Origin of the sequence: Sphingomonas sp. MMS24-J45 (genome assembly GCF_044881195.1) — a bacterium.
Taxonomy (GTDB): domain Bacteria; phylum Pseudomonadota; class Alphaproteobacteria; order Sphingomonadales; family Sphingomonadaceae; genus Sphingomonas.
In genome coordinates this window covers 2,187,829-2,212,960 of record NZ_CP173255.1, presented here as the reverse complement: position 1 = coordinate 2,212,960, position 25,132 = coordinate 2,187,829, and the positions used below count along the sequence as shown (strand labels likewise).

Annotated in this window: 19 protein-coding genes and 1 pseudogene; 10 read left to right on the top strand and 10 right to left on the bottom strand. The window is 65.9% G+C overall.

All coding sequences use genetic code 11. The features are described 5' to 3' along the window. Nucleotides 1–11: 11 nt before the first annotated feature. Both AB5I39_RS10875 and ykgO read right to left on the bottom strand, forming a co-directional pair. Nucleotides 12–620, bottom strand: a complete 609-nt coding sequence (locus tag AB5I39_RS10875) for an HAD family hydrolase (RefSeq protein WP_404366445.1) — start codon at nt 618–620, stop codon at nt 12–14. A gap of 6 nt (nt 621–626) precedes the next feature. Beyond that, the gene (gene ykgO / locus AB5I39_RS10870) at nt 627–752 is read right to left on the bottom strand and encodes a type B 50S ribosomal protein L36 (RefSeq protein WP_010160916.1); all 126 of its coding nucleotides are present in this window, start codon (nt 750–752) and stop codon (nt 627–629) included. A 163-nt stretch (nt 753–915) separates the two neighbouring features. Between ykgO and AB5I39_RS10865 the strand changes: the two genes are divergently transcribed. The 5 genes and pseudogenes from AB5I39_RS10865 to AB5I39_RS10845 form a co-directional block, all read left to right on the top strand. Beyond that, nucleotides 916–1,524 (top strand): hypothetical protein, encoded by a 609-nt coding sequence (locus tag AB5I39_RS10865; RefSeq protein ID WP_404366442.1) that lies wholly within the window; start codon nt 916–918, stop codon nt 1,522–1,524. Beyond that, nucleotides 1,521–2,651, top strand: a complete 1,131-nt coding sequence (locus AB5I39_RS10860; protein ID WP_404366440.1) for a M14-type cytosolic carboxypeptidase — start codon at nt 1,521–1,523, stop codon at nt 2,649–2,651. Before AB5I39_RS10865 ends, AB5I39_RS10860 begins: the two co-directional genes overlap by 4 nt. A gap of 103 nt (nt 2,652–2,754) precedes the next feature. Next, nucleotides 2,755–3,441 (top strand): 2,3-diphosphoglycerate-dependent phosphoglycerate mutase, encoded by a 687-nt coding sequence (gene gpmA / locus AB5I39_RS10855; protein ID WP_404366437.1) that lies wholly within the window; start codon nt 2,755–2,757, stop codon nt 3,439–3,441. Nucleotides 3,442–3,487: 46 nt separating this feature from the next. Next, entirely contained in the window at nt 3,488–3,979 is a 492-nt protein-coding gene (gene purE, locus AB5I39_RS10850; protein ID WP_404366434.1) for a 5-(carboxyamino)imidazole ribonucleotide mutase, read from the top strand. Nucleotides 3,980–4,123: 144 nt separating this feature from the next. Beyond that, nucleotides 4,124–5,176, top strand: a pseudogene (locus tag AB5I39_RS10845) (5-(carboxyamino)imidazole ribonucleotide synthase); the annotation flags it as partial. A gap of 12 nt (nt 5,177–5,188) precedes the next feature. Here the strand turns inward: AB5I39_RS10845 and AB5I39_RS10840 are convergent. The 4 genes from AB5I39_RS10840 to AB5I39_RS10825 form a co-directional block, all read right to left on the bottom strand. Beyond that, a complete protein-coding gene (locus AB5I39_RS10840; RefSeq protein WP_404366431.1) occupies nt 5,189–5,896 on the bottom strand; it encodes a DUF4163 domain-containing protein in 708 nt (235 codons plus the stop codon). Between the two features lie 108 nt (nt 5,897–6,004). Next, nucleotides 6,005–6,307 (bottom strand): hypothetical protein, encoded by a 303-nt coding sequence (locus AB5I39_RS10835; protein ID WP_404366428.1) that lies wholly within the window; start codon nt 6,305–6,307, stop codon nt 6,005–6,007. A gap of 24 nt (nt 6,308–6,331) precedes the next feature. Next, complete coding sequence (locus AB5I39_RS10830; protein WP_404366425.1) at nt 6,332–9,145, bottom strand: M16 family metallopeptidase; 2,814 nt, start codon at nt 9,143–9,145, stop codon at nt 6,332–6,334. A gap of 115 nt (nt 9,146–9,260) precedes the next feature. Continuing rightward, nucleotides 9,261–11,396 (bottom strand): penicillin acylase family protein, encoded by a 2,136-nt coding sequence (locus AB5I39_RS10825; protein WP_404366422.1) that lies wholly within the window; start codon nt 11,394–11,396, stop codon nt 9,261–9,263. Between the two features lie 143 nt (nt 11,397–11,539). On the opposite strand from AB5I39_RS10825, the gene clpB reads away from it, so the two are divergent. Next, entirely contained in the window at nt 11,540–14,119 is a 2,580-nt protein-coding gene (gene clpB / locus AB5I39_RS10820; RefSeq protein ID WP_404366419.1) for an ATP-dependent chaperone ClpB, read from the top strand. A 67-nt stretch (nt 14,120–14,186) separates the two neighbouring features. Here the strand turns inward: clpB and AB5I39_RS10815 are convergent, their stop codons facing one another. From AB5I39_RS10815 to xseA, 4 genes are all read right to left on the bottom strand, one after another. Next, nucleotides 14,187–17,150 (bottom strand): TonB-dependent receptor domain-containing protein, encoded by a 2,964-nt coding sequence (locus tag AB5I39_RS10815; protein ID WP_404366416.1) that lies wholly within the window; start codon nt 17,148–17,150, stop codon nt 14,187–14,189. Between the two features lie 224 nt (nt 17,151–17,374). After that, the gene (locus tag AB5I39_RS10810) at nt 17,375–18,313 is read right to left on the bottom strand and encodes a M23 family metallopeptidase (protein WP_404366414.1); all 939 of its coding nucleotides are present in this window, start codon (nt 18,311–18,313) and stop codon (nt 17,375–17,377) included. Further along, a complete protein-coding gene (locus AB5I39_RS10805) occupies nt 18,310–18,507 on the bottom strand; it encodes a DUF2093 domain-containing protein (protein WP_404366411.1) in 198 nt (65 codons plus the stop codon). Before AB5I39_RS10805 ends, AB5I39_RS10810 begins: the two co-directional genes overlap by 4 nt. A 14-nt stretch (nt 18,508–18,521) precedes the next feature. Then, nucleotides 18,522–19,916 carry an exodeoxyribonuclease VII large subunit gene (gene xseA, locus AB5I39_RS10800; protein ID WP_404366408.1) on the bottom strand — a complete coding sequence of 465 codons (1,395 nt, stop codon included), beginning with the start codon at nt 19,914–19,916 and terminating at the stop codon, nt 18,522–18,524. Here xseA and purD point away from each other — a divergent pair. Genes purD through hemH form a run of 4 tightly spaced genes read left to right on the top strand, consistent with a single transcriptional unit; the run spans nt 19,916 to nt 25,120 of the window. Then, the gene (purD, locus tag AB5I39_RS10795; RefSeq protein WP_404366405.1) at nt 19,916–21,181 is read left to right on the top strand and encodes a phosphoribosylamine--glycine ligase; all 1,266 of its coding nucleotides are present in this window, start codon (nt 19,916–19,918) and stop codon (nt 21,179–21,181) included. The genes xseA and purD overlap by 1 nt on opposite strands. 39 nt (nt 21,182–21,220) lie before the next feature. Continuing rightward, complete coding sequence (locus tag AB5I39_RS10790; protein WP_404366402.1) at nt 21,221–21,787, top strand: hypothetical protein; 567 nt, start codon at nt 21,221–21,223, stop codon at nt 21,785–21,787. Between the two features lie 46 nt (nt 21,788–21,833). Further along, nucleotides 21,834–24,080, top strand: a complete 2,247-nt coding sequence (locus AB5I39_RS10785) for a molybdopterin cofactor-binding domain-containing protein (protein WP_404366399.1) — start codon at nt 21,834–21,836, stop codon at nt 24,078–24,080. After that, entirely contained in the window at nt 24,080–25,120 is a 1,041-nt protein-coding gene (gene hemH, locus AB5I39_RS10780; RefSeq protein ID WP_404366396.1) for a ferrochelatase, read from the top strand. Before AB5I39_RS10785 ends, hemH begins: the two co-directional genes overlap by 1 nt. Nucleotides 25,121–25,132: the final 12 nt, after the last annotated feature.

Sequence of the window (25,132 nt, the reverse complement as noted above, 5' to 3'; positions counted from 1 at the left end):
CTCGCCCCTGACTAGCGGACGACCCCCAATCGGGCGAGATCGGTACGCAGGGTCACCGCGTCGGTGAACAGCAGTGCCTCCATCCCGACGCTTTGCGCGCCTGCGACATTGTCCGCGCGGTCATCGACGAACACGCAATCCGTCGCGCGCAGGCCGAAGCGGTCGAGCGCGAGGTGGTAGATTGCGGGATCGGGCTTGGTCAGCAATTCGTCGCCCGAGACGATGATGCCGCGGAAGCGATCGAAGATGGCAGTTTCCTGATCGCGGAACGGCGGCCAGAATTCGCCGGAGAAATTGGTGATTGCATAGAGCGGCACCGCTGCCGCATCGAGTTCCAGCAACAGATCGTGCATCCCCGGCAGCATCCCGCCGACCTGTTCGTTGAAGCGCGGGCCCCAGGCGGCGATCAGCTCGGCATGTTCGGGATATTGCGCGCTCAACTCGGCCGAGGTTTCGGCGAATGCGCGGCCGGCATCATGCTGGAAATGCCATTCCTTGGTCGCGACATCGCGCAGGAAAGCATCGAGCGCCGGACCCGCTGGGATCAGGCGCTCGTACAGGAATCTTGGATTCCAGTCGTACAGGACGTTGCCGACGTCGAAAACGACGGCCTTCGCCACGGGCTTTTAGCCCTGGCGCGCCTTGAAACGACGATTGGTCTTGTTGATGATGTACGTACGCCCGCGACGACGGATCACGCGGTTATCGCGGTGACGGCCCTTGAGCGACTTCAGGGAATTGCGGATCTTCATGATCGATTCGCTTTGCAAAATCTGGAATGTGGAAAAGAGGGGCTGCGCATATGGTCGCCTTCCGGCTAAGTCAAGCCGAAGCACCCGTGAAAAGGCGCGGAACCCTCAGCCGGGTTCCAAGCGTTACACGCGTGCAACGTTTCCGCGATCAAGGGATAGAGTCATGAAGCGCAATTTGGCATTGGCATTGGCAGCAACCGCCGCGCTCGGCGCGTGCGCGACGACGCCGCGCGTCGCCCCGGTCGAGGTGTCGCGCTTCCATCTCGGCGCACCGCTCGAGACGGGTACGCTGACGACCGAGCCGATGCCGGGCACCGGTGCGCCCGGGCTGGAATTCCGATCCTATGCCGCTGCGGTCGAAACCGAGGCGCTGAAGAACGGCTTCACCATTCCAGCAAGCGGCACGACCGCGCAATATGTCGCCGTGGTCGGCTTCAGCCGTACCGCGCGACAAGGCCCGCCCAAGAGCGGCGGGCTGACGATCGGCTTGGGTGGCGGTGGCTTTAGCGGCGGCAATGGCGGCGGGGTTGGCTTGGGCGGGGGCGTGTCCTTCCCGGTCGGCAAGCAGCGCTATCGCGAAATCGTCGTCACGCAGGAAACGGTGCAGATCCGCCGCCGCCGCGACGGCACGGTGATCTGGGAAGGCCGCGCCGAAACCAGTGCCGACAGCGCCGCGCCCGACGCGCAGACGGATCCCACCGCAGCGAAATTGGCGCGCGCGCTGTTCCAGGGCTTCCCCGGGGAATCGGGTCGCACTATCACGGTGAAATGACCCAGCCCCAAGCGCTCAGCATCAACGCCGCGTTCGACAGCGGCAATATCGAGGTGATCGCGGTCGAGAATGACCGCGTGACCCTCAACATCCGGCAGGATCATCTGTCGGATTTCTATCAATGGTTCCATTTCCGCGTCGCGGGCGTGCGCGGTCGGACGCTGACCTTCCGTATCGCCAATGCCGCTGGGTCGGCCTATCCGTTCGGCTGGCCGGGGTATAAGGTGCGCGTCAGTACGGATCGCGAGACGTGGCGGATGGCGCCGACGCGCTATGTCGACGGGGCGCTCGAATTCGAATGGACCGGGACCAGCGATCTGGTGTGGTTCGCCTACTTCCAGCCCTACACGATGGAGCGTCACGACGCGCTGGTCGCACGGATCGCGGCGGAGCCGGGCGTCACGCACCGCGAACTCGGCCAGTCGCTCGACGGGCGGGCGATCGATTGTCTGGAGATCGGACGCGGGCCCAAGCACGTCTGGCTGTACGCGCGGCAGCATCCCGGCGAGAGCATGGCCGAATGGTTTATGGAGGGCGCGCTCGAACGGCTGACCGACGGCGCCGATCCAGTGACGCAGGCGTTGCTCGCCAAGGCGACGTTCCACTGCGTGCCGAACATGAACCCCGACGGATCGTTCAGGGGCCATTTGCGCACCAACGCCGCAGGCGTGAACCTGAACCGCGAATGGCACACGCCCACGGCCGAGAAATCGCCCGAGGTGCTGTGCGTGCGGAACGCGATGGACGAGACCGGCGTGGCCTTTGCGATGGACGTGCATGGCGACGAGGCGATCCCGGCGAACTTTCTGGCGGGATTCGAGGGAATTCCGTCGTGGACCGACGCGCTGGGTGAGAAATTCTATGACTTCGGCCGTCGGCTGGCGGCGCACACGCCCGATTTCCAGACCACCAAGGGCTATGACAAGGCCGCACCGGGCCGCGCCAATCTGTCGATGTCGACCAACCAGCTTGCCGAGCGCTTCGGCGCGGTGTCGATGACGCTGGAAATGCCGTTCAAGGATCACGATCCCAATCCTGACGCCGAATTCGGCTGGTCGGGGGAGCGCTCGAAAAAGCTGGCGCATGCGTGTCTGGAAGTCCTGGCGGACATGATCGACGGGATTTGAGACGCAGCCGTTTGGGCTGAGCTTGTCGAAGCCCTGCCCTTCTTTTACGCGCGTTTGAGAAAAGCAGCCCTTCGACAAGCTCAGGGCGAACGGAGTGTTTGCAATGCCCACCCTCGTCCTGATCCGCCACGGCCAGTCCGCCTGGAACCTCGAAAACCGCTTCACCGGCTGGTGGGACGTCGACGTAACCGAAAAGGGCGCGGAGGAAGCGCGTGCCGCGGGACGGCTGATGGCGGAGAAGGGGCTCGATTTCGACACCTGCTTCACCTCGCTGCAGACGCGCGCGATCAAGACGCTCAACCTGGCGCTGGAAGAAATGCAGCGGCTGTGGTTGCCGGTCGAGAAGAACTGGCAGTTGAACGAGCGGCACTATGGCGGGCTGACCGGGCTCGACAAGGCCGAGACCGCCGCCAAGCATGGCGAGGCACAAGTCCATATCTGGCGCCGCAGCTTCGACATCCCGCCACCGCCAATGGAGGCAGGCAGCGCCTATGACCTGTCCGCCGACCGGCGCTATGCGGGGATCGCCATCCCCAATACCGAAAGCCTGAAGGACACGATCGCTAAAGTCCTCCCTTATTGGGAGGGCCGCATCGCGCCGGAATTGAAGGCGGGCAAGCGCGTGCTGATCTCGGCGCACGGCAATTCCCTGCGGGCGCTGGTCAAGCATCTATCGGGTATTCCCGATGACGAGATCACCACGCTGGAAATCCCGACCGGACAGCCGATCGTCTACGAACTCGACGACACGCTCGCCGCGACCGATCGCTATTATCTGAGCGAACGGTAACCGGGTCCCGGTTGCCCTGCCCCGCGCGCGCCGCTAGGCACCGGACATGACGACGGCAGAAACGCCACGGGTTGGCATCATCATGGGCAGCACTTCCGATTGGGAGACGATGCACCATGCCGCCGATCTGCTGAGCGAATTGGGCGTTGCGCACGAGGCCAAGGTGGTGTCGGCGCATCGCACGCCGGAGCGGCTGTACGATTATGCGAAGAGCGCTGCCGATCGCGGGCTGAAGGTCGTGATCGCGGGCGCGGGCGGGGCGGCGCATCTGCCGGGCATGGCGGCGGCGCTGACGCATTTGCCGGTGCTGGGCGTGCCGGTCGAGAGCAAGGCGCTGAAGGGCGTCGATAGCCTCTATTCGATCGTGCAGATGCCCGCCGGGGTGCCGGTCGGCACGCTGGCGATCGGCAAGGCGGGGGCGAAGAATGCCGCGTTGCTGGCGGCGGCGATTCTGGCGCTGTCGGATGCGGATTTGAGTGCGCGGTTGCAGGCGTGGCGCAGCGGCCAGACCGATGGCGTTGCGGCCGATCCGGAATAGTCTCCCCTCCCTGGAAGGGAGGGGTTGGGGGTGGGTTCGTTCGGTATTGAACGCCGCCCCGCCCCACACCAACCCACCCCCGCCCCTCCCTTCCAGGGAGGGGAGTAAGATTGGTTAGCGGAGCAGCACAGATGACCCCCCTCCCCCGGTTCCACCATCGGCATCCTCGGCGGCGGGCAGCTCGGCCGGATGCTGTCGGTTGCCGCCGCGCAGCTCGGCTATAACACCCGCGTGCTCGCCCCCGATGAGGAAGCGGTGGCGGCGCAGACCGCGACGAGCTTCACCCGTGCCGATTATCACAGTCGCATCGTGCTCGACGAATTCGCCTCGGCCGCCGATGTCGTGACCTATGAATTCGAGAATATCGCGCTCGATCCCGTGGTCTATCTCGCCGCCAAGGTGGCGGTTCACCCCGCCCCCGCCGCCCTCGGCATCGCGCAGGATCGCGCGCAGGAAAAGCAGTTCGTCGGCGAACTCGGTGGCCGCACCGCGCCGTGGGCCAAGGTCGAGACGCTTGCCGAACTGGAGGCGGCGGTGGCCAAGATCGGCTGTCCGGCGATCCTGAAAACGCTCCGGCTTGGCTATGATGGCAAGGGGCAAGTGCGCATCACTGCGCCCGAAGACGTCGCGGCGGCATGGGACGCGATCGGCGCGCGGCCTGCGATCCTCGAGGGGTTCGTCACTTTCAGCCACGAATTCTCGATTCTGCTGGTGCGCGGGCGCGACGGGCAGATGGTCAGCTATCCGCCGCCGTGGAACGAGCACACCGACGGCGTGCTGGCGCGGTCGACCTTGCCCGCGCCCGCCGAGATCGCCGCAAGCTGGGGCGAGGCAGCGGCGCTCGCCGGGCGGATCGCCGACCGATTGGGCTATGTCGGGGTACTGGCGTGCGAATTCTTCGCCAGCGCCGATGGCCCGGTGTTCAACGAAATGGCCCCGCGCGTCCACAATAGCGGGCATTGGACGATCGAGGGCGCGGTCACCTCGCAATTCGAGAATCACATCCGCGCGATTTGCGGGCTGCCGCTCGGCGACACCGGCCTCACCGCGCCGGGCGTGGCGATGGAGAATCTGATCGGTCACGATGCCGATCGCTGGGCCGAGATCCTCGCCGAGCCCGGCGCGCATCTGCACCTCTATGGCAAGGAAACGCGCCCCGGCCGCAAGATGGGGCATGTCACGCGCCTGGGGCGATGACGCGGGGACGCCTTACCGAAGGGCGAAATCGGCGCGATAGGTGGGTTTGACCGCGCGCAGGACCGCCGCGGTCACCGGCAGCGTAATTTCATACGCCCCTTCGGCATAGGAACCGGCGACGTAAGGGTCGGCGATCAGCCCGATTCGATTGATTGCCTTGCCGCTCGACGAACCCAGCAAGAGGGTGAGGTCACTGACCTTGGGGCATTTGAAGATATCGTCCGGCCCCGCATCCGCGCCGAGCCGCTTCGCGCGTTCCGTCTTCAGCGCCGCGCACCACGCCGTGCCGAAGGTCGCCTGGATGACGGCGGGCGACACGAACACGTCCGAGGATTTGATCTGACGCCCGACCTTCTTGTCCCACACCAGCGACAGCGATCCGCTATTGGGATGTGCGCCACCGCTATAACTCGACACTTCGCCGGACAGACTGAGAAAGCGCGGCGTGCTGGTCACCACCTTCCATGTCTTTGACGCGTCGTAGCTGCGGAACGGGAAGCCTTCCTTCTTTGCGTCCGCGCGGGCGGCAGCCGAATCGGCCGCGAGCTTCGCGCGCATCCGCGCCTTGTCGGCTTCGAGCCAGGCACGCAGCGGCGCAATCTGACCCGCCGCCGCCGGATAGGCATAATCGAAGGTGTAGGTCCGCGTCGTCTCCGCCGCCTGCGCGATCCCCGCCGCACCGAGCGCAAACGCCACCACACTGCCAATCACTAGCCGCATCGTCCTTCTCCCGTTGCGCGGCAGGGTCGTCTGCCTGCCCGTTCCCGTCAAGCAAAAGGCCCGCCCCCTTGCGGAAGCGAGCCTCATGCACTTTCCAAGGCGAAGGCGTTATGCCTGGCGCGTGCCCGTCATCGGGAAGCTGCCGAAGGCGCCTGCACCGACCGAACCGGTCAGCGTATCGCCATTGGCAGTCGCCTCGCAGGTCAGCGTCATCGGCATCGGCACGACGATCGACATCGACCACTTGATCGTCTCGCCATCGACAACGCCGTCGGTGATCTCTGCGGTGCCCTGTGCGCCGACCTGGCTTCCGGTCCAGCTATTGCCGTCGGTCTTGACCGTCAGCACAGCCTTCTGGTCGCCCAGCGGCGACTTGACGACCGTGTCCCAAACTCCGTCGATTGCTGCCATTGTCTCTCTCCTCAGCGCAAATCTTCAGCGCACATCCGCGACGGATGCGGCGCTCATCACCTCAACCGGCAACCCGATGCTGTCAAGCTGGGGGCGGACCTTCGACGCGTCGCCCACGACCACCCAAATGAACTTGGCGGGGTCGATTGCCGCGCGTGCCGCAGCGTCAAGCTGCGCTACGCTGAGCGCACGATATTTTTGCGGCAGCGACGCATAATAATCGTCGGGGCGCTTGTAGAGATCGTTCTGCTGCATCGCGCCGAGCACCGCACCCGCGGTTTCGAAATTGCCGGGCAGCGAGCGGATCGCGTCGCTGACTGTGCTGTCGAATTCGTCCTTGGTGACGCCATTGGTGGTGAGGAACGCCTTCACGTCGCTTTGCAGCGCCTTGATCGACTCGCCGGTCTTGTCGGCCTGCACCGGTGCGCCGATGATGTAGGGCGTCTGATATTGCGCGCGACGGAAATTGCCGCTGACGCCGTATGACCAATGCTTCGCCTCGCGCAGGTCCATGTTCAGCCGCGCGGTGAAATCACCGCCGAGCGAATCGTTCGCCGCGAGAAGCGGGAGTAGTTCGTCGGTGCCGACCAGCGATGTGGGTGCCGCGCCGATGATCAGCGACTGCGGCGAATCCGGCCGGTCGATCAGCACGATCTTCGGCGTCGCAGGCGTGGAGGGCACGGTAAAATCCTTCGTGCCCGGTGCGCCCATCGGCGTCCAGTCGCCGAAGCGCGTGTCGAGCGCGGCCTTGATCTCAGCGAGCGGACGATCGCTGACGACGAAGATCTTCGCCTTGTCGGGGCGCAACCACGCCTGCTGGAAGGCGATCAGATCGTCGCGGGTCAGTTGCGCGACCGCCTTGGCATCGCCGCTGCCCAAGCCCTTGGCATAAGGCGAGGCCGCGCCATAAACGAGCTTCGGCAGCACGCGCTGGGCGAGGCCCTGCGGGTTGGTGAGTTCGGCCGAAATCCGCGCAACCTGCTGGTTCTTCAACCGCGTCACTTCGGCCGGATCGAACTTCGGGTGGCGCACGATATCGGAGAAAAGTTCGAGTGAGCCGCCCAGATTGGCGCTCGGCGTGAACATGCCGATCGTGGTGCGGTCCTGCCCGGAACCGGTCGTGATGTTCGCGCCCAGCCGCTCCTTCGCCTCGGCGATCGCGATCGAATCGCGCGTCGTCGTGCCTTCGTCCATCATGTCGAGCGTCAGCTGCTGCGTACCGAGCTTGCCCGGCACGTCGGCCGCGACACCCGCGTCGAAGCTGATCACCGCCTGCGTGATCGGCACGGCGTTGCGATAGGCATAGACGAGTTCGATGCCATTCTTCAGCTTGGCATGTTCGACCTTCGGGAAGACCAGGTCGGAGATCGTGCCGACCGGCGGCAGCGCGCCGCGCGTGCCCTTCACCGGGGCCTCCGGCGCAGTCGCGACCTTGGCGGGCGGCGTCGATTCGACATAGGCGTCGCGCGCGCCGGGCACGACGGTCAGCGCGTAGACCGGGCGCGTCAGCCACTTGGCGGCGGCCGCCTTGACCTGCGCAGGCGTTTCCGCGGCGAGCGTTGCAAGCTGCTTTTTGTAGAAGCCGGGGTCGTTCGAATAGAGCGCGCCCTCGGCCAGTGCGACGGCCTTGCCGCCGAAGCCGCCGACCAATTCGAGACCCGCGATGCGGCCCGACGCGTTCTGCGTCGCGACGCGCTGCACCTCATCAGCGGTTGGGCCATTGGCGATCAGATCGGCGATGATCTCGTCGAGCCGCTTTGCGACCAGCGCCGGATCGACGCCGGGGCGCACATCTGCATAGACCGAGAACATGCCGACCTGAGCGAAGCTGTCATTGCTGGCGGTCACGCGCACCGCGAGCTTTTCCTTGCGCACCAGCGCATTGTCGAGGCGGCTGCTCGACAGGCCGCCGAGCACGCCCGCCGCAACGTCGAGCGCCACCGAATCCTTGTCGTTGAGGCCCGGCACCGCCCACATGCGGTAGATGCGGGTGTTCGACACGCGGTCCTTCATCGTCTCGACCTTCGGCGCGGGAAGATCGGGGACTTTGGCGACTGGGACGACGCTCTCCGGCCCCTTGGGGATCGCGCCGAAATATTTGGTGACGAGCGTCTTGGCGGTCGCGGCGTCGATGTCGCCCGACAATACGAGCACGGCATTGTTCGGGCCGTAATGGCCGCGGAACCAGTTCTTCACGTCCTCGACACTGGCCGAATCGAGATCTGCCATCGATCCGATCGTGCTGTGCGCATAGGGGTGGCCCGCCGGGAACAGCGTTTCGACCTGCTTGTATTCGACCAGGCCGAACGGCTGATTGTCGCCCTGGCGCTTTTCGTTCTGCACGACGCCGCGCTGTTCATCGACGACGGCGGGCGTAATCGCGCCGAGCAGATAGCCCATGCGATCGCTTTCCAGGAACAGCGTGCGTTCCAGCGCGGGCGTCGGCACCGTCTCGAAATAATTGGTGCGGTCGAAATAGGTCGTGCCGTTGAGGTCGGTCGCGCCGAGCTGCTTGGTGTAGGTGAAATAATCGCCCGGCGCATTCTCGCTGCCGTTGAACATCAGATGCTCGAAGAGATGCGCGAAGCCGGTCTTGCCCTTGGGTTCGAATTTCGACCCGACATTGTACCACACCGACACCGCGACGACGGGCGCCTTGCGATCGGTGTTGACGATGACGCGCAGGCCGTTGTCGAGGCGGAACTCGCTGTACGGGATATCGACCTGCTTCACGAGCTCCGCGACCGGCACCGGCTTCGGCGCGGCGGTTTGCGCGAAGGCAGGCATGGCAAGCGTCGACAAGGCAACGCCGGAGAGCGCGAACAGCTTGAAAGTCATGGATGATCCTCTTGGGACGGCAGGGGAATAAAGTGACTGTGGTGGTGGACTATAGCGCAGGGTTTGGGGGAGGCAATTGTCCTGTCAAATCCTCCCCCGCTGCACGACGAAGGAGTTAAGGCCGGTACACCCGCTCGACATTGCGCCGCAGGTCCTCGCGCCAGAAATTGACCGGCTTGGTCTTGTGTGCGGCGAACAGCGGGGCCTGGTCGCTGTAATGCGGCGACTCCGGTCGGGTGGTGGCGGCGCCGTACGGCTGGATCGAGCTCGACGAGACGCGGCCCTTTTTGTCCCACTCCATGAACATCACGAAGCTGTCGCCATGGTTGACGACCAGCCGCCAATCGTCCGCCTCGGTCCAGGTCGAGGCGGCGCGCAGCACGTCGGGCGCACCGTCTAGCGGGAGATCCACCTTTCCGTGCCGCAGCCGGAGCACGGTGCCGAGCGGCGGATCGAGCGTGCCGAAATGCGTCTGCAAGTACGCCGCCGCCTTGGCCAGCGCATCGCGCGGGTCGAGTTCGGGGCGACGCGGGTAATGCCATTTCTGGCCCGTGCGCAGCAGGATCGCGGCGAGCGCTTGCCCGGCGTGCTTGCCGTCGAAATCCCAGTTCCAGCGTTTGAGCAGCGCGACCGCGCTCGCCAGCTGCGCATCGCCCTTGGGGTCGATCCGCATCACGTCGCCATACCAGCGTGCCGCCCAGCTGAGGCGGCTGACCGCGGTATCATATTTGATCCGCTCCAGATCGGCCGCGGAGATCGAGGGATATTGCCCCATCAGCTCCACTGCGCGCGTGCCGCGATTGGTGGTGTCGGTCTCGATGCCGAGCAACGGCGAAAAATCCGACGGGTTCAGTTCCGACCCCGCCCCAGCCGCCTGAAACGGCGTGTTGTTTGCGTTGACGAGGTAGCCCGAGGCCGGATTGATATTCTTCGGCACCATCGCGAACGGCACCGTCCCCGCCGCAAGATCGCGCGAGGTGTCGCCGGGCAGGACGTGCTTGTAATCAAACCCTGGCTTCCGGTTGGGGAAGCTGGCGTTGTAGACATAGGCGATATTGCCCTGCGCATCGCCATAGAGGAAGTTGGTCGCCGGAACGCCCTGAATCGCCAGCGCCTTTTGCCATTCGGCGAAGTTCCGTGCGCGCGTCAGGCGGTAATATTCCTCGACCATGCGGAGCTGGTCCGCCCCGGCATAGCGGATCGCGAACGCGCCGCTCTTGTTGACCACCACCGGCCCCTGGACCGCGCGATACGCCATCTTCGGGATCGGCAGCACGAACGGCCCGAACGCGACCTTCAACCACACGCGCTTGGCTTCGAGTGGCAGCCACTTTCCGTCGAAGCGATACTGCGTGCCATCGGCATTGCGCACGAGTTTGTAGACGTCGGTCAGATCGGGCCGGTTGACGGTATTGGTCCAGCCGAGATGCTCGTTATGCCCGAGCACCGGGAAGGGCACGCCGGGGAAAGTCGCGCCCGAGAAATGCCAGCCAGTGCCCGATTGCACGCTCAGTTCATACCAGGCCACCGGCCCGGCCCAGGGCTGATGCGAGTTCGATACAACGCGCGTGAAGCCATCGGTCGAGCGCTTCGGCGCGACGACGAAGGCGTTGGAGCCATTGGGCACCGCTTCCCCCGTCGCGGGCAGCGCGGTGGGATCGGGGCTGTCGGGGGTTGCCCCGGCATCCTCGCGCGGCAACGGCTTGTCGCCGGTCAGCGCGCCGAGCGTCTGGTCCAGCCCGAAAAAGAAGGGCGTGCGGAGCACGAAGCCGGTGGCGATGTCCTCGCCATTGGCCGGGAACAGCTTGGCAAGGCGCACCTCACCCGGATGGCGGCGGGCGTAGGCATTGAGGCCGCTCGCATAAGCATCGAGCAACGCCCGCACGTCGGCGGGTTGCTTGTCGTAATCGCGATGCGCCGTTTCGCGCGCGCCGAGCAGCGCGAGCGCATAATCGACCTTCGCGCCGTCGGCTCCCGACATCGCGCCAAGCCGCCCACGCGCCATCGCGACCGCCTCCTGCAACGTCGCGAAATCATCTTCGGCATGGGCATAGGCGACGCCGTAGGCGACGTCGGGATCGGTCTTGCCGAAGACATGCGGTACGCCGAAGCGGTCGCGGGCGATGACGCTGTCGTAGCGATGCTCGGGCGGCGGTGCGGCGGCCGTCGCGGTCAGCGGTTCCCACACCGCCAGGCCGATCGTGCCCAGCACGACAAAAGACGCCAATCCGGCCAGGACCTTACGCACCATTGATTCGCTCTCCTGCGTCGCACATTCTGTCTGGCGCGATCGTGACAGCGTGGATGCCGGAATAAAGCGCGCATGACGAGTGGGTTCTTGTGTTGTAAATAAGTCACACCATATTCGGACCACGACCACCGACAGGGCACACCATGAACATCGAAAAATTCACCGACCGCGCGAAGGGCTTCCTGCAATCCGCGCAAACCGTGGCGATCCGCATGAGCCATCAGCGGATTGCGCCAGAGCATATCCTGAAGGCGTTGCTCGAGGACGAGCAGGGCATGGCCTCTGGCCTGATCGCCGCCGCCGGTGGAGATGCCAAGCGCGCGCTTTCCGAAACTGACCTCGCGCTGTCCAAAATCCCGGCGGTGAGCGGCGGCGGTGCGCAAGCGACGCCCGGCCTCGACAATGACGCAGTGCGCGTGCTCGATTCTGCCGAGCAGATCGCGACCAAGGCAGGCGATAGCTTCGTCACGGTCGAGCGGTTGCTGGTCGCGCTCGCTCTGTCGCTCAATACGGCGGCGGGCAAGGCATTGAAGACCGCGGGCGTCACCCCCGAAGCGCTCAACGCCGCGATCAACCAGATCCGCCAGGGCCGCGTCGCCGACAGCGCAGGCGCGGAGGACAAGTTCGACGCGCTGAAAAAATTCGCGCGCGACCTGACGCAGGCGGCGCGCGACGGCAAGCTCGACCCCGTCATCGGCCGCGACGAGGAAATCCGCCGCACGATCCAGATCCTCGCGCGCCGCACCAAGAACAATCCGGTGCTGATCGGCGAACCCGGCGTGGGCAAGACCGCGATCGCCGAAGGCCTCGCCTTGCGTATCGCCAATGGCGACGTGCCCGATACGCTGAAGGACCGGAAGCTGATGTCGCTCGACATGGGCAGCCTGATCGCGGGTGCCAAGTATCGCGGCGAATTCGAGGAGCGGCTGAAGGGCGTGCTCGACGAGGTGAAGGCCGGCGAAGGCGACATCATCCTGTTCATCGACGAGATGCACCAGCTGATCGGCGCGGGCAAAACCGAAGGCGCGATGGATGCGGGCAATCTGCTGAAGCCCGCACTCGCGCGCGGCGAGCTGCACTGCGTCGGCGCGACCACGCTCGATGAATATCGCAAATATGTCGAGAAGGACGCAGCGCTCCAGCGCCGCTTCCAGCCGGTCTTCGTGGGCGAGCCGACCGTGCCCGACACGATCTCGATCCTGCGCGGGTTGAAGGAGAAGTACGAACTGCACCACGGCGTGCGCATCACCGATGCCGCGATCGTGTCGGCGGCGACCTTGTCGCATCGCTACATCACCGACCGCTTCCTGCCCGACAAAGCAATCGACTTGATGGATGAGGCCGCCAGCCGCATTCGCATGGAGGTGGAGAGCAAGCCCGAGGAAATCGAAATCCTCGACCGGCGGATCATCCAGCTGAAGATCGAGCGCGAGGCGTTGAAGCGCGAGACCGATGCCGGATCGCAGGACCGACTGGTCACGCTGGAGGGCGAGCTTGCCAATCTGGAACAGCAATCGGCCGAACTGACCACGCGCTGGCAGGGGGAAAAGGACAAGATCTCCGCCGAGGCGAAGCTGAAGGAACAGCTCGACGCCGCGCGGCTCGAACTCGAACAGGCACAACGGGCGGGCGACCTCGCCAAGGCGGGCGAGCTGTCCTACGGACGCATCCCAGACTTGCAGCGGCAATTGGACGCAGCCGCAGGCGCGACCAAGGGCGCGATGCTGCGCGAGGAAGTGACCGCCGAGGACATTGCCGGGGTGGTCGCCCGCTGGACCGGCATCCCGGTCGAGCGGATGCTGGAAGGCGAGCGCGACAAATTGCTGCAGATGGAAGCGACCATCGGCAAGCGCGTGATCGGCCAGCAAAATGCGATCCGCGCGGTTTCGACCGCGGTGCGGCGGGCGCGTGCGGGGTTGCAGGACCCGAACCGGCCGCTCGGTTCGTTCCTGTTCCTGGGACCAACCGGCGTCGGCAAGACCGAGCTGACCAAGGCGCTCGCCGAATTCCTGTTCGACGATCCGACCGCGATGGTCCGCATCGACATGAGCGAGTTCATGGAAAAGCATGCGGTCGCGCGGCTGATCGGCGCGCCTCCCGGCTATGTCGGCTATGAGGAAGGCGGTGTGCTGACCGAGGCAGTGCGGCGGCGGCCGTATCAGGTGATCCTGTTCGACGAGGTCGAGAAGGCGCACGGCGATGTGTTCAACATCCTGCTGCAAGTGCTCGACGACGGGCGGTTGACCGACGGCCAAGGCCGCACGGTCGATTTCACCAACACGATCATCGTGCTGACGTCGAACCTCGGCAGTCAGATCCTGACCACGCTCGGCGATGGCGAAGATGTGGCGAGCGTCGAGCCGCAAGTCATGGAAATCGTGCGCGGGCATTTCCGCCCCGAATTCCTCAACCGGTTGGACGAGATCGTGCTGTTCCACCGGCTGGGCCAGGCGGAGATGGCGCCGATCGTCGACATCCAGGTCGCGCGGATCGCCAAGCTGCTGGAGGAGCGGAAGGTGGGACTGGAGCTGACCGATGCGGCGCGGACGTGGCTGGGCCGCGTCGGCTACGATCCGGTGTACGGCGCGCGGCCGTTGAAGCGCGCGGTGCAGCGCTATCTGCAGGACCCGCTCGCTGACCTGATCCTGCGCGGCGACGTGCTCGCTGGCGGCACGGTCAAGGTCGATGAGGGTGACGGCAAGCTGGAACTCAGCGTCGCCTGAGCGTGCCAAACGAAAGGGGCGGCTCCGTTTCCGGAACCGCCCCTTCCCAGGCCCTCGCTTGGTAAGCTTAGAACTTGAAGTTGGCACCTGCCTTGAACGCGCGGCCGATGATGCCGGATGCGGCCCAGGCCGGGTTGTAGTTGTTGCCGCCATAGGTGTTCGGATCGAACGGTGCCTTGGCATCGAACAGGTTCTGCACGACCATGTAGAACGAGAACTTGTCGTTCACCTTCACCGTGCCGTTCAGATCGACGCTGAGGAAGTGCTTGACCGTGCACTGCAGCGCATTGCCCGCAACCCGCGACACATCTCCATTGTAGAGATAGGTCGAGGCCGGCGTGTCGTTCGGTCCGCAGCTGCCGACGCCGTTATAGTCGGCGGCATAGCCCTTGTACCCGCTGGTGAAATAGGTCGTCGCGGTCAACGAATAGGGGCCTGCTTCCACCGTGTTCTGCCAGTTGGCGCGCCACCGCGGCGTGCCCGATGCCGAGGTCGTGTTGTACGGCCCAAGCGTACCGAGATAGTCGTACACGCCGTTGACGCCGGTGTTGACCTTATATTCCAGGATCAACGTGCCCTCGAGCGCCGAGGTGAACTTGATCCCGTTGCCCAGCGGAACGCTCGCCGAAATCTGACCGTCGATACCCGAGGTCTGCAACGACTGACCGTTGATATAGGCCGCGTTGATGAAGGCAGGCGTCGGACGCAGGCCGGGGAAGGCCGGATCGACCGGGTTCGGCGTGACCGTGATGCCAGCCGGCAGCGTACCGCCGTTCAGATAGGTGTTGGCATAGGTCGAGTCCGCCGGATTGAAGATCAGGTCCTTCTTGTGGATGTTGTAGTAATCCACCGTCAGGCTGAGCCAGCGCACCGGCTGGAACACCGCGCCAGCCGTGAAGCTGCGCGAGGTTTCCGGCTTCAGGTTCGGGTTGCCGACCGAGTTCAGGCCCAGGCTGTACGTGCCGACATAGGAATTGCCGCCATGCGCGTCCTGCGTCGCCTTGGGCGGGGTGTAGTTGACGAAGCCGATGACGTTGCCGCTCGTCTCCGGGATCGACGGCGCGCGGAAGCCTTCCGAATAGGTGCCGCGGATCGCCAGCTGGCGGATCGGGGTGAACTTCGCGCCGATCTTGGGCGAGAAGCGGCCGAATCCGGTCGAATAGTGATCGTACCGGCCCGACACGTTGACTTCGAGCTGCTTCAGCACCGGCGCGTTGATTTCGAAGAAGCCCGACGTGACATAACGATGCCCGATCGCCGAGAAGGCGTTGATGTCGAGGAACTGCGAACCCGGATTCGGCGTCGGATCGTAGATGTTCTCGTAACGGAATTCGCCGCCGACACCAACGTTGAGCGGACCACCCGGCAGTTCGAAGAACGAGTGCGTCACGACGCCCTGCACTTCGGCGGTTTCCGAATGCGCCTTGCTCTGCTGGTTCGGCGAAATCAGCGCCCGCACTGCCGCCGTATTCTGGGTCGGATCGACGAAGTTGTACGCGCCGGTGTTGATCGCCTGGGTCAGGCCGGCAATGTTGATGTTGCCGGTGCGATCCTGCGTCAGGTCGGTGCGCATGTAGGTGCCGTGCAGCGTATAGCCCCAGCCACCATCGGTGCCGAACTTGCCGTCGATGCCGCCCGCGATGCGATACGTCTTCGAGGTGTTCTTCAGCGTCGAGGCGATGTCCCCAAAGCGATAGAAGATCAGCGCGCCCTGGCCCGATGCGGCATAGGGGTTCTGCGGGTTGAGCGCCCCGTTCGACAATGTCGCCGGCAGCACCAGGCCATAGGTATAGGCCGGGTTGTTCGAGCGCAGCGAGCTTGGCGTGCGGTCCTGGCGGATGATGCTCTCATAGAAAGTGCCGACCAGATAGGCCTGTGCGTTAGCACCGATATTGGCGGTCAGATGCGCCGTGCCGCCGAAACGGGTCTGGTCGGGCAGGATCTGCGCATAGCGATTGACCAGATCCTGTTCGCAATACTGGCCGTTCACATTGCTGTGCGCGATGTTCGTTTCGACCGCACCGGCGCAACCGCCCTGCTGCAGCACCTGGTAGGTGCCGCCGACGATCGGCACGCCGCTGAAGATGTTGCCCGCGGTATAGGTCGCCGGACGCACCACCGCTGCGGTGGTGCTGCTCGACGACGCCGTGTTCGGCGCGAAGAAGTTGGTGTTGCCATTGGCTCCGGTATAGCCGCCGCCGGTCTGGATCGAGGACAGGTTCTTGGTGTTGTACGGGAATTCACGCTGGTTCGCGAACAGCGCGTTCTGATGCTGATATTCGCCGCTGACGTAGAAATTGAAACCCTGATCGGCCAGGCTGCCATAGCCGACGGTCAGGCGCGCACGCTGCTGCCCGGAATCGCCGCGCTCGGACGCACCGGCTTCGACATTGCCGCTGATCCCACGGATTTCCTTCTTCAGGATGACGTTGACCACCCCGCCAACCGCGTCGGCACCATAGGTCGAGGACGCGCCGTCGCGCAGCGTCTCGACCCGGTCGATGATTGCGCCCGGAATGGTGTTCAGATCGACGAAGCTGCGCTGGCCGTCATCGGCGAGCGGATAGTAAGCCGGACGCAGACCGTCGAACAGCACAAGCGTCGAGTTAGTCGACAGGCCGCGCAGCGAAACGCCTTGCGCGCCGGAAGCGAACGCGTTGCCGAAGCCCTGCGGAACGCTGCCGCCGTTGCCAGCCGAGATCGACTGGATCACGTCGGCGGTGTTGTTGAGGCCGCGTGCTTCGATATTGGCGGCGGTGATGACCGACACGGGCGACGGCGTTTCGGTGTTGGTGCGGCGGAAGATCGTGCCGGTGACGACGATGTCCTGGCCGCTATCGGCATTGGCCTGCGCATCGGCCGGAGCGGCCTGCGTCTGCACCGCGGCCGAACCGGGGGTGGCGGCATCGGCAGGCGCGGTCGGCGTGGTTTGCGCGAAGGCAGGCGCCGCGCTCAGCGACAGCAACAGCGCGCTCGTGGCGGCGCCGGACAGCAGGGATGGCTTACGAAGCGTAGACGGAATTCGGGTCACAAATGGTTCCTTGCGTAACGCGCGCACCGCCTTCCCAAGCGGTGCGCCACGGAGTGGCAAGTCTCGTGATCCGACGCATCAACACATGCTCGGCCCCCCGAGACATGGCGATTGGATGCGTCCGCCTCGGGCCGCTGTAAAGCGGGCGTGCGGCTATTGTTGCTACTTTTGAATGAGCCTGTAACAGAATAGCAACAAATGGTAACGCACGCGAAACGAACGGTTTACTCGCTTCGCGGCATTGGTCCGGCGACGAGCAAGGGGTCGATCTTGGCGTCGCGCCACTTCAGGCTCCAGTGGAGATGCGGCCCGGTCGCGCGCCCGGTCATGCCCGACAAGGCGACCGGTTGCCCGCGCGAGACATGCTGCCCGACGCGCACGTCGATGCGCGAGAGATGCAGGAACGCGGTGTTCAGCCCCGCGCCGTGATCGATCATCAACAGATTGCCCTCCAGCGTGAAGGGATGGTCCGCCGCCAGGATCACCACGCCGTCCGCAGGCGCGAGGATCACCGACCCGGTCGGCTTGGCCACGTCGATACCCGAATGATACGATCCCGCCTCGCCATTCTTGTAGATGCGCTGCGACCCGAACAGCGTCGAGATCCGCCCCGTCGTCGGCCACAGAAAGGTCTGCCGCCAGCCTTGCGAATCGGACTGGATCCGCCGCGCGGCGTTGATCTGCGCGAGTTCGGCAGGGCGCAGCCGTTCGAACTCGGGCTGGGGCAGCGGAATCTTGGGCAGGCTGTTGAGCCGCGACACGTCCCACGCACGCGGCGCGATGGTCAGCGTGTCGCGTACCTGGCGACCGTCGTCGCGCGTCGCGATCAGCGTTGCGGTCGGCCCGGCATCGCGATCGAAGCCGATCAGGAAACGGCCATCGCGTGCGACGGGGACATCCGCGCCGTTGAAGTTGAGGAACGTCGTGCCGCTCGGCGCGATGCCGATGACGACGCCGCCCTGAATCATCGATCCCGAATAGCTGAAACTGTCGCGCACTGGCCCCTGGCGCGGCTGGACGGTTGGCTTGCGCTCGACCGGTGTCGGGGGAAGCGGCTGGACCTGCGGGCGCTCCGGCGCGGTCTCGCAACTGCCCAGCCCGACCATCGCGATCAGGCCGATGGCCCAGCGTATCGTCTTCGAGCGCCCCCCGCGCCGCTTCATCCGCTCATCGCCGCCGTTGCCAACGCAGCCGTGGCATAGGCCTCCTGTCGCGCGACGCTCCAATAGCGCAGGTCGTCGAGCGGAATGCGCGCGCCGGATGACGCACACACGACGTGATCGCCGGGGCTGAGCACGCGAAAACCGTTCGCCATGAAATGAAGCCGCGCTGCGCGATCGGTATTGGACATCAGCATAAGGGGCGGCTCGCTTACAATAGGATCGGCTGGTCGGGTTTGGGGGCAGCATATGCCTTGGGACCGCTGCGCTCAACCTTCGCGTCCACCTCCCCGTCCCGGAAATGGAGCGTGACCGCGCCTGCAGCGCGCGCCGCCTCGGCCGATCCGACCACTGCGCCGGAGGAGCGCGCCGAGACGAAGGCATAGCCGCGGTCGAGAATCGCGTTGGGTCCGAGCGATTCGACCAGCCGCCATGTCGCCGCAACGCGGTCCTTCGCGCGCTCGAGCTGCCGTTCCAGCGTCGACAGGCGCAGCGCCGCACCTGAGCGGTCGAGCTGCCCGCGCGCCACCGTAACGCGCCGTTCCAGCCCACGGTCGAGCCGCGCACCGAGATCGTCGGCACGCTGCCGCTGCGGCCCGAGCAGCGCGTCGCGCCGCGGCAGCACGCGCACCAGCGCGTCCAGCCGCTCCCGCCCGCGCTGGTGATAGCGCCGCGCGCATTTCTCGGTACGCTGCCCGTAACCGGCGAGCGTGAGGCGCAGATCGGCGAGCACAGGCACCGCCATCTCCGCCGCGGCCGTGGGCGTGGGCGCGCGCAGATCGGCGGCAAAATCGGCGAGCGTGGTATCGGTTTCGTGGCCCACCGCCGAGATGATCGGGATGCTGCACGCCGCGATCGCGCGGACGACGACTTCTTCGTTGAAGGACCACAGATCCTCGATCGAGCCGCCGCCGCGCGCGACGATGACGAGGTCGGGCCGCGTTTCCGGCGGCATCGCATCGAACCCGCGCACCGCAGCGGCGACTTCGGCGGCGGAGCCAGCACCCTGCACCTTGACCGGCCACACCAGCACATGGCTGGGGCAGCGATCCTCGAGTCGGTGGAGGATGTCACGGATCACCGCGCCGGTGGGCGAGGTGACGACGCCAATCCGTGTCGGCAGGAACGGCAGGCGCTTCTTGGCGGCGGCGGCGAACAACCCCTCCGCCGCCAGTTTCGCCTTCAGCTTTTCGAGCAACGCCATCAGCGCGCCCTCGCCCGCCAATTCCATGCGGTCGATCACGATCTGGTACTTGGAACGCCCCGGATACGTGGTCACCTTGCCGGTCGCGATCACCTCCGCCCCGTCCTGCGGGGTGAAGCCCAATTGCGCGACGTTCCCCTTCCAAATCACGCCGTCGATGACCGCGTTTTCGTCCTTCAGGCTCAGATAGGCATGGCCCGAGGCGACGCGCTTATAGCCTGAAATCTCGCCGCGCAGGCGGACATGGCCGAATTCGTTCTCCACCACGCGCTTCAGCTTGTTGGCAAGCTCGCCGACGCCCATCACCGAATTAACGGGCGCACCCGCGTTGTCGTCGGGCGCGCTGTCCGCTAGCAGGCGCGCTGCTGCATCGAACAACACGTCGCTTTGAGGGTCCGCCATTGAATGTCCTGCTGATCGGTTCGGGTGGTCGCGAACATGCGCTCGCCTGGAAGCTCGCGCAATCGTCGCGCCTCAATACTCTGTTCGCGGCACCCGGCAATCCGGGCATTGCGACGCGTGCCGAGATCGTGGCGCTGGACGTGGCGGACCATGCCGCGGTGACCGCGTTTTGCGCAGACAAGGCGATTGAACTCGTCGTCATCGGGCCGGAGGCACCGCTGGTCGACGGCTTGGGCGACAGTCTCCGCGCGGCGGGCATCGCGGTGTTCGGACCGAATAAGGCCGCTGCGCAGTTGGAGGGATCGAAGGCCTTCACCAAGCGCATCTGCGATGCGGCGGGTATTCCCACCGCAGGCTATATCCACGCCACCAGCCGTGCCGAGGCGCGCGCGGCGCTCGACAAGTTCGGCGCGCCGGTGGTTATCAAGGCCGATGGGCTCGCCGCGGGCAAGGGCGTGACCGTCGCCATGACACGCGAGGAAGCCGAGGCGGCGCTCGCCGACCTGTTCGGCGCGCGCGGCGGCGAAGCAGTGATCGAGCAATTCTTGGAGGGCGAGGAAGTCAGTCTGTTCGTGCTGACCGACGGCAAGGACATCCTGCCCTTCGGTACCGCGCAGGATCACAAGCGTGTCGGCGATGGCGATACCGGACCCAACACCGGCGGGATGGGCGCGTACAGCCCTGCGCGCGTCCTGACATCCGCACTGGAGACGCGCGCGCTCGACGAGATCGTGCGCCCGACCGTGGCCGCGATGGCGGCGGCGGGAACGCCCTTTTCCGGCGTGCTTTATGCCGGGCTGATGCTGACCGCCGATGGCCCCAAGCTGATCGAATATAACGCGCGCTTCGGCGACCCGGAGTGCCAGGTGCTGATGGCGCGGCTGGACGAGGATCTGCTGGAGGTGCTGCTGGCGGTGGCGACGGGGACGCTGGGCGAACGCGGGCCGGCGAAATGGCGCAAAGAGGCAGCTCTTACCGTGGTAATGGCCGCCAAGGGCTATCCCGGCACGCCCGAGACCGGGGCGCAGATCGACGGAATCGCCGCCGCCGAAGCCAAGGGCGCGACGGTGTTCCAGGCCGGAACGCGCGCGCTAGACGGTCAGATCGTTACCGCAGGCGGGCGCGTGCTCGCGGTCACCGCGACCGGGCCGACGATCGCCGATGCGCAGGCCGATGCGTACCGCGCGCTAACCGCGATCGACTTTACCGGCGGCTTCTATCGCAACGACATCGGCTGGCGTGAGATTGCGCGCGACCCAAGCTGATCGAAAGCGTTATCTGGCTGGACTTACAGGAGCATTTTCATGGCCGACGGCCCGCAAAATCCGAATCAGGCGATCGACATGATGGCATCGATCACCACCACCCACCTTATCCTGATCGTGGTGCTGGCGGTGCTGACCGTCATCGGCATCTGGTGGGGAATGCGGCTGAAGCGGCAGCGCAAGGCCGCGCAGGAACAGGTCCTTCAGGACTTTGCAGTTGCCGAGGCGCATGGCGCGACCACCGTGCCGACAACGGTTTCGAGCGACGGGGCAGTCAGCGACGCAGCAACTGAACGCACCCCCGCCCCGGACGCCTCCGCTGCTGTGGTCGCTGCCCCCGCAGCCCCCGCCATGGACTCCGGCGCTTCCGAACTGACCCGGATCAAGGGCCTCGGCCCGAAACTCGCCGCCACGCTCGCAGAACGCGGCATCACGCGTGTCGATCAGGTCGCGGCGCTGACGCCCGCGCAAGCGGCAGAGCTCGACGCGACGCTCGGTACCTTCCAGGGCCGCATGGCCCGCGATCGCTGGATCGAGCAGGCCAAGCTGCTCGCCGCCGGGGACGTGGCCGGATATGAGGCCGCGTTCGGCAAATTGGGCGGATAGGCGCACGCCCCTTTCGCCGCCTGCATAGCCGCGATACAGCAAGGCAATGCCCGCGCCTTCGCTTCCCCGGATCGATCGCCGTTCGCTGCTGATCGGCGGCGGCGCCGGGATCGGGCTGGTCGTGGCGTGGAACCTGTGGCCGCGGAAATATCTGCCCAATCTGACCGCAGATCAGGGCGAGACGGTGTTCGACGCGTGGATCAAGATCGGCGACGACGGCCATGTCGCGGTCGCGGTGCCGCAGGCCGAACATGGCCAGGGCGTCTACACCACCCTACCGCAGATCGTCGCCGACGAACTTGGCGCGGACTGGCGCACCGTCGCGGTCGAACCCGCCCCGCTTAACCCACTCTACGCCAACCCATTCGGCGCGGAAGAACTGCTCGAAAATGGGGGCGACGCGCTGATGAAGGCGTGGCGCGATCGTCATGGCGTGGACAGCGGCCTGATGTTCACTGGCGGATCGAGCTCGGTGCGCAGTTTCGAGGATCCGTTGCGCGCGGCCGGGGCGGCGGCGCGCATCCTGTTGTGCAAGGCGGCCGCCGCACGCTGGAAGGTCGATTGGCAGACCTGCGCGACCGGGGACGGCTTCGTAACGCAGGGCAGGAACAAGCTGCGCTTCGCTGAACTGGCGGCGGAGGCGGCGCGCGATTTCGGCGACCGCCCCCTGCCCGATCCGCTCCCCTTGCGCGGCGATGCGACCAACCGGCTCTATGGCCAATCGGTCCCCCGGCTCGACGCACCGTCGAAAATTGACGGGTCGGCCAATTTCGCGGGCGACATCCGCCTGCCCGACATGCTCTTTGCCAGCATCCGCCAGGGGCCGGTCGGCGACAGCAAGCTGGTGCGCGTCGATCGCGCCGCCGCGGACCGCATCGTCGGCGTGCGGCATGTCGTCACCAACGATCGCTGGGTCGCCGCGGTCGCCACGACTTGGTGGGCGGCGAACCGGGCGCTCGACGCAATGGCCCCGCGCTTCGAAACGCGCGGTGGGCGGGTGGACGATGCCAGCATCGCGGCCGCGCTGAAGGCCGCGCTCGACGCGCCCGGCACGCGCATCGCGCAGGTCGGGGACGTGGACGCGGCGTTCAAGGACGCCAAGCTGGTCACTGCCGAGTACCACGTCGGCCTCGCGCCGCATGCTGCGATCGAAACGATGACCGCGACCGCGCAAATCCGTGGCGGCCGGCTCGACCTGTGGGTGCCGACCCAGGCGATCGGTCTCGCACGCAGTGCCGCCGCCGCGATCGGGATCAGCGAGGACGCCGTGGTGGTCCACCCGATGCTGATCGGCGGGTCGTTCGGCGCGAATCTGGAAACGCAATGCGTCGCCCAGGCGGCGGTGCTCGCCAAGACGCTTGAACAGCCCGTGCAATTGGTGTGGAGCCGCGCCGAGGATTCGCTGCACGATCGTTTCCGCCCCCCGGCGCGCGCGCGGATGACCGCGCGACTGGGATCGAACGGGCAACTCCTCGCGTGGCGGGCGCAGATCGCGGCCCCAGCGACCGGGCAACAGCTGGCCCGCCGACTGTTCGCGCAGGATCGGCAGATCAGCACCGCGCTGTCGCTGTCGGGCGCGGGCGATCCCTATGCCGTTGGTGGCGCCAGGCCGATGTATCGCATTCCCGCCGTTGCGATCGACCATCACGTGGCCGACATCGGCGTGCCGACCGGGCATTGGCGGTCGGGCGCGCATAGCTACACCGCTTTCTTCACCGAGTGTTTCCTCGACGAACTCGCGCATCTGGCGGGGACGGAGCCGCTGTCTTACCGCATCGGGATGCTCGGCGGCGATGCGCGGCTGGCGCGCTGCCTGTCGACCGCGGCCTCGCTCGGCGGATGGGAGGGCGGCGTCGCGGGCAGCGGCCAGGGCATCGCCTGCCACAGCTTCCGAGGAAGCCACATCGCCGTGCTGGTCGAGGCGCATGTCGGTGAGGGGCAAGCGGTCAGCGTCGACCGCATCGTCGCCGCGATCGATTGCGGGCGGCAGGTCAATCCCGACGTGGTCAAGCAGCAGATCGAGGGCGGATTGCTGTTCGGCATGGCCGCGGCGATCGGCGGTGCGACCGGGTTTAAGGCCAATCTGGCGCAGGCGCGCAGCTTCGGCGCGCTTGGCCTGCCCCGGCTCGCCGACACACCCGACATCACCGTCGAACTGATCCCGAGCGAGGCGGAGCCGGGCGGGGTGAGCGAACTCGCCGTGCCCCCGGTTGCGCCAGCGATTGCCAACGCGCTGCAAGCCGCTACGGGGGGACGCTTGCGGACCCTGCCGCTCGTTCCCGGAACCGTCTGATGCCGCCTGTCCTGCCGCCTGCTCTCCCGCCCGAGCTGCTCCCGCCCGAGCATCCGCCGGTCCGCGCGCGGAAAGTCGGCGTGCTGCTGACCAATCTCGGCACGCCCGACGGGCCGGACGTGAAATCGGTGAAGCGCTATCTGCTCGAATTCCTGTCGGATCGCCGCGTCGTCGAAATCCCGGCGATTCTGTGGCAGCCGATCTTGCGCGGCATCATCCTCAACACCCGCCCGGCCAAATCGGCCGAGGCCTATGCCCAGGTGTGGAGCGACGACGGGTCGCCGCTCGCCGCGATCACCAAGGCGCAGAATGCCGCTTTGCAGGGCGCGTTCGGCCCCAATGTGATGGTCGACTGGGCGATGCGGTACGGCAAGCCGTCGATTCCGGAGCGCGTGCAGGCGATGAAAGACGCCGGGTGCGACCGCATCCTGATCGCGCCGCTTTACCCGCAATATTGCGGCGCGACGACCGCGACCGCCAATGACAAGGTGTTCGAAACGCTCGCCAAGATGCGCTGGCAGCCGGCGATTCGCACGCTTCCGCCTTATTATGACGATCCCGCCTATATCGAGGCGCTTGCCCAATCGATCGAGGCGGCAGTGGCGAAGCTCGATTTCGAACCGCAAGCGATCGTCGCGAGCTTCCACGGTATGCCGCAGCGTACCCTCGAATTGGGCGATCCCTATCACTGCCATTGCCAGAAGACCGGACGCTTGCTGGGCGAACGGCTGGGCAAGCCGCTGATCGTGTCGTTCCAGTCGCGCTTCGGCCGCGCCAAATGGCTCGATCCGGCGACCGATACGACGCTGGAAGAACTGCCGGAAAAGGGCATCACCAAGATCGCGATCTTTGCCCCCGGATTCTCCGCCGATTGCCTGGAAACGCTGGAGGAGCTGGCGATTCGGGGCAAGGAGAGCTTCGAGGAAAAGGGCGGAACGCACTTCGCCTACATCCCATGCCTCAACGACAGCGATGTCGGCATTCGTATGTTACAAGGTTTACTGGCGCGGGAACTTGAAGGGTGGGTCGCCCCCGCCTAGCGTACCCCCGGC

What these genes read in the sequence shown, in the direction of transcription:
- ykgO (WP_010160916.1), bottom strand. Translation starts at nt 752, where the DNA reads ATGAAGATCCGCAATTCCCTGAAGTCGCTCAAGGGCCGTCACCGCGAT.
- AB5I39_RS10785 (WP_404366399.1), top strand. Translation starts at nt 21,834, where the DNA reads ATGCCCGCGCCTTCGCTTCCCCGGATCGATCGCCGTTCGCTGCTGATC.
- xseA (WP_404366408.1), bottom strand. Translation starts at nt 19,916, where the DNA reads ATGGCGGACCCTCAAAGCGACGTGTTGTTCGATGCAGCAGCGCGCCTG.
- AB5I39_RS10840 (WP_404366431.1), bottom strand. Translation starts at nt 5,896, where the DNA reads ATGCGGCTAGTGATTGGCAGTGTGGTGGCGTTTGCGCTCGGTGCGGCG.
- purE (WP_404366434.1), top strand. Translation starts at nt 3,488, where the DNA reads ATGACGACGGCAGAAACGCCACGGGTTGGCATCATCATGGGCAGCACT.
- AB5I39_RS10835 (WP_404366428.1), bottom strand. Translation starts at nt 6,307, where the DNA reads ATGGCAGCAATCGACGGAGTTTGGGACACGGTCGTCAAGTCGCCGCTG.
- AB5I39_RS10830 (WP_404366425.1), bottom strand. Translation starts at nt 9,145, where the DNA reads ATGACTTTCAAGCTGTTCGCGCTCTCCGGCGTTGCCTTGTCGACGCTT.
- gpmA (WP_404366437.1), top strand. Translation starts at nt 2,755, where the DNA reads ATGCCCACCCTCGTCCTGATCCGCCACGGCCAGTCCGCCTGGAACCTC.
- AB5I39_RS10865 (WP_404366442.1), top strand. Translation starts at nt 916, where the DNA reads ATGAAGCGCAATTTGGCATTGGCATTGGCAGCAACCGCCGCGCTCGGC.
- AB5I39_RS10810 (WP_404366414.1), bottom strand. Translation starts at nt 18,313, where the DNA reads ATGAAGCGGCGCGGGGGGCGCTCGAAGACGATACGCTGGGCCATCGGC.
- AB5I39_RS10790 (WP_404366402.1), top strand. Translation starts at nt 21,221, where the DNA reads ATGGCCGACGGCCCGCAAAATCCGAATCAGGCGATCGACATGATGGCA.
- AB5I39_RS10825 (WP_404366422.1), bottom strand. Translation starts at nt 11,396, where the DNA reads ATGGTGCGTAAGGTCCTGGCCGGATTGGCGTCTTTTGTCGTGCTGGGC.
- clpB (WP_404366419.1), top strand. Translation starts at nt 11,540, where the DNA reads ATGAACATCGAAAAATTCACCGACCGCGCGAAGGGCTTCCTGCAATCC.
- AB5I39_RS10860 (WP_404366440.1), top strand. Translation starts at nt 1,521, where the DNA reads ATGACCCAGCCCCAAGCGCTCAGCATCAACGCCGCGTTCGACAGCGGC.
- hemH (WP_404366396.1), top strand. Translation starts at nt 24,080, where the DNA reads ATGCCGCCTGTCCTGCCGCCTGCTCTCCCGCCCGAGCTGCTCCCGCCC.
- AB5I39_RS10805 (WP_404366411.1), bottom strand. Translation starts at nt 18,507, where the DNA reads ATGCTGATGTCCAATACCGATCGCGCAGCGCGGCTTCATTTCATGGCG.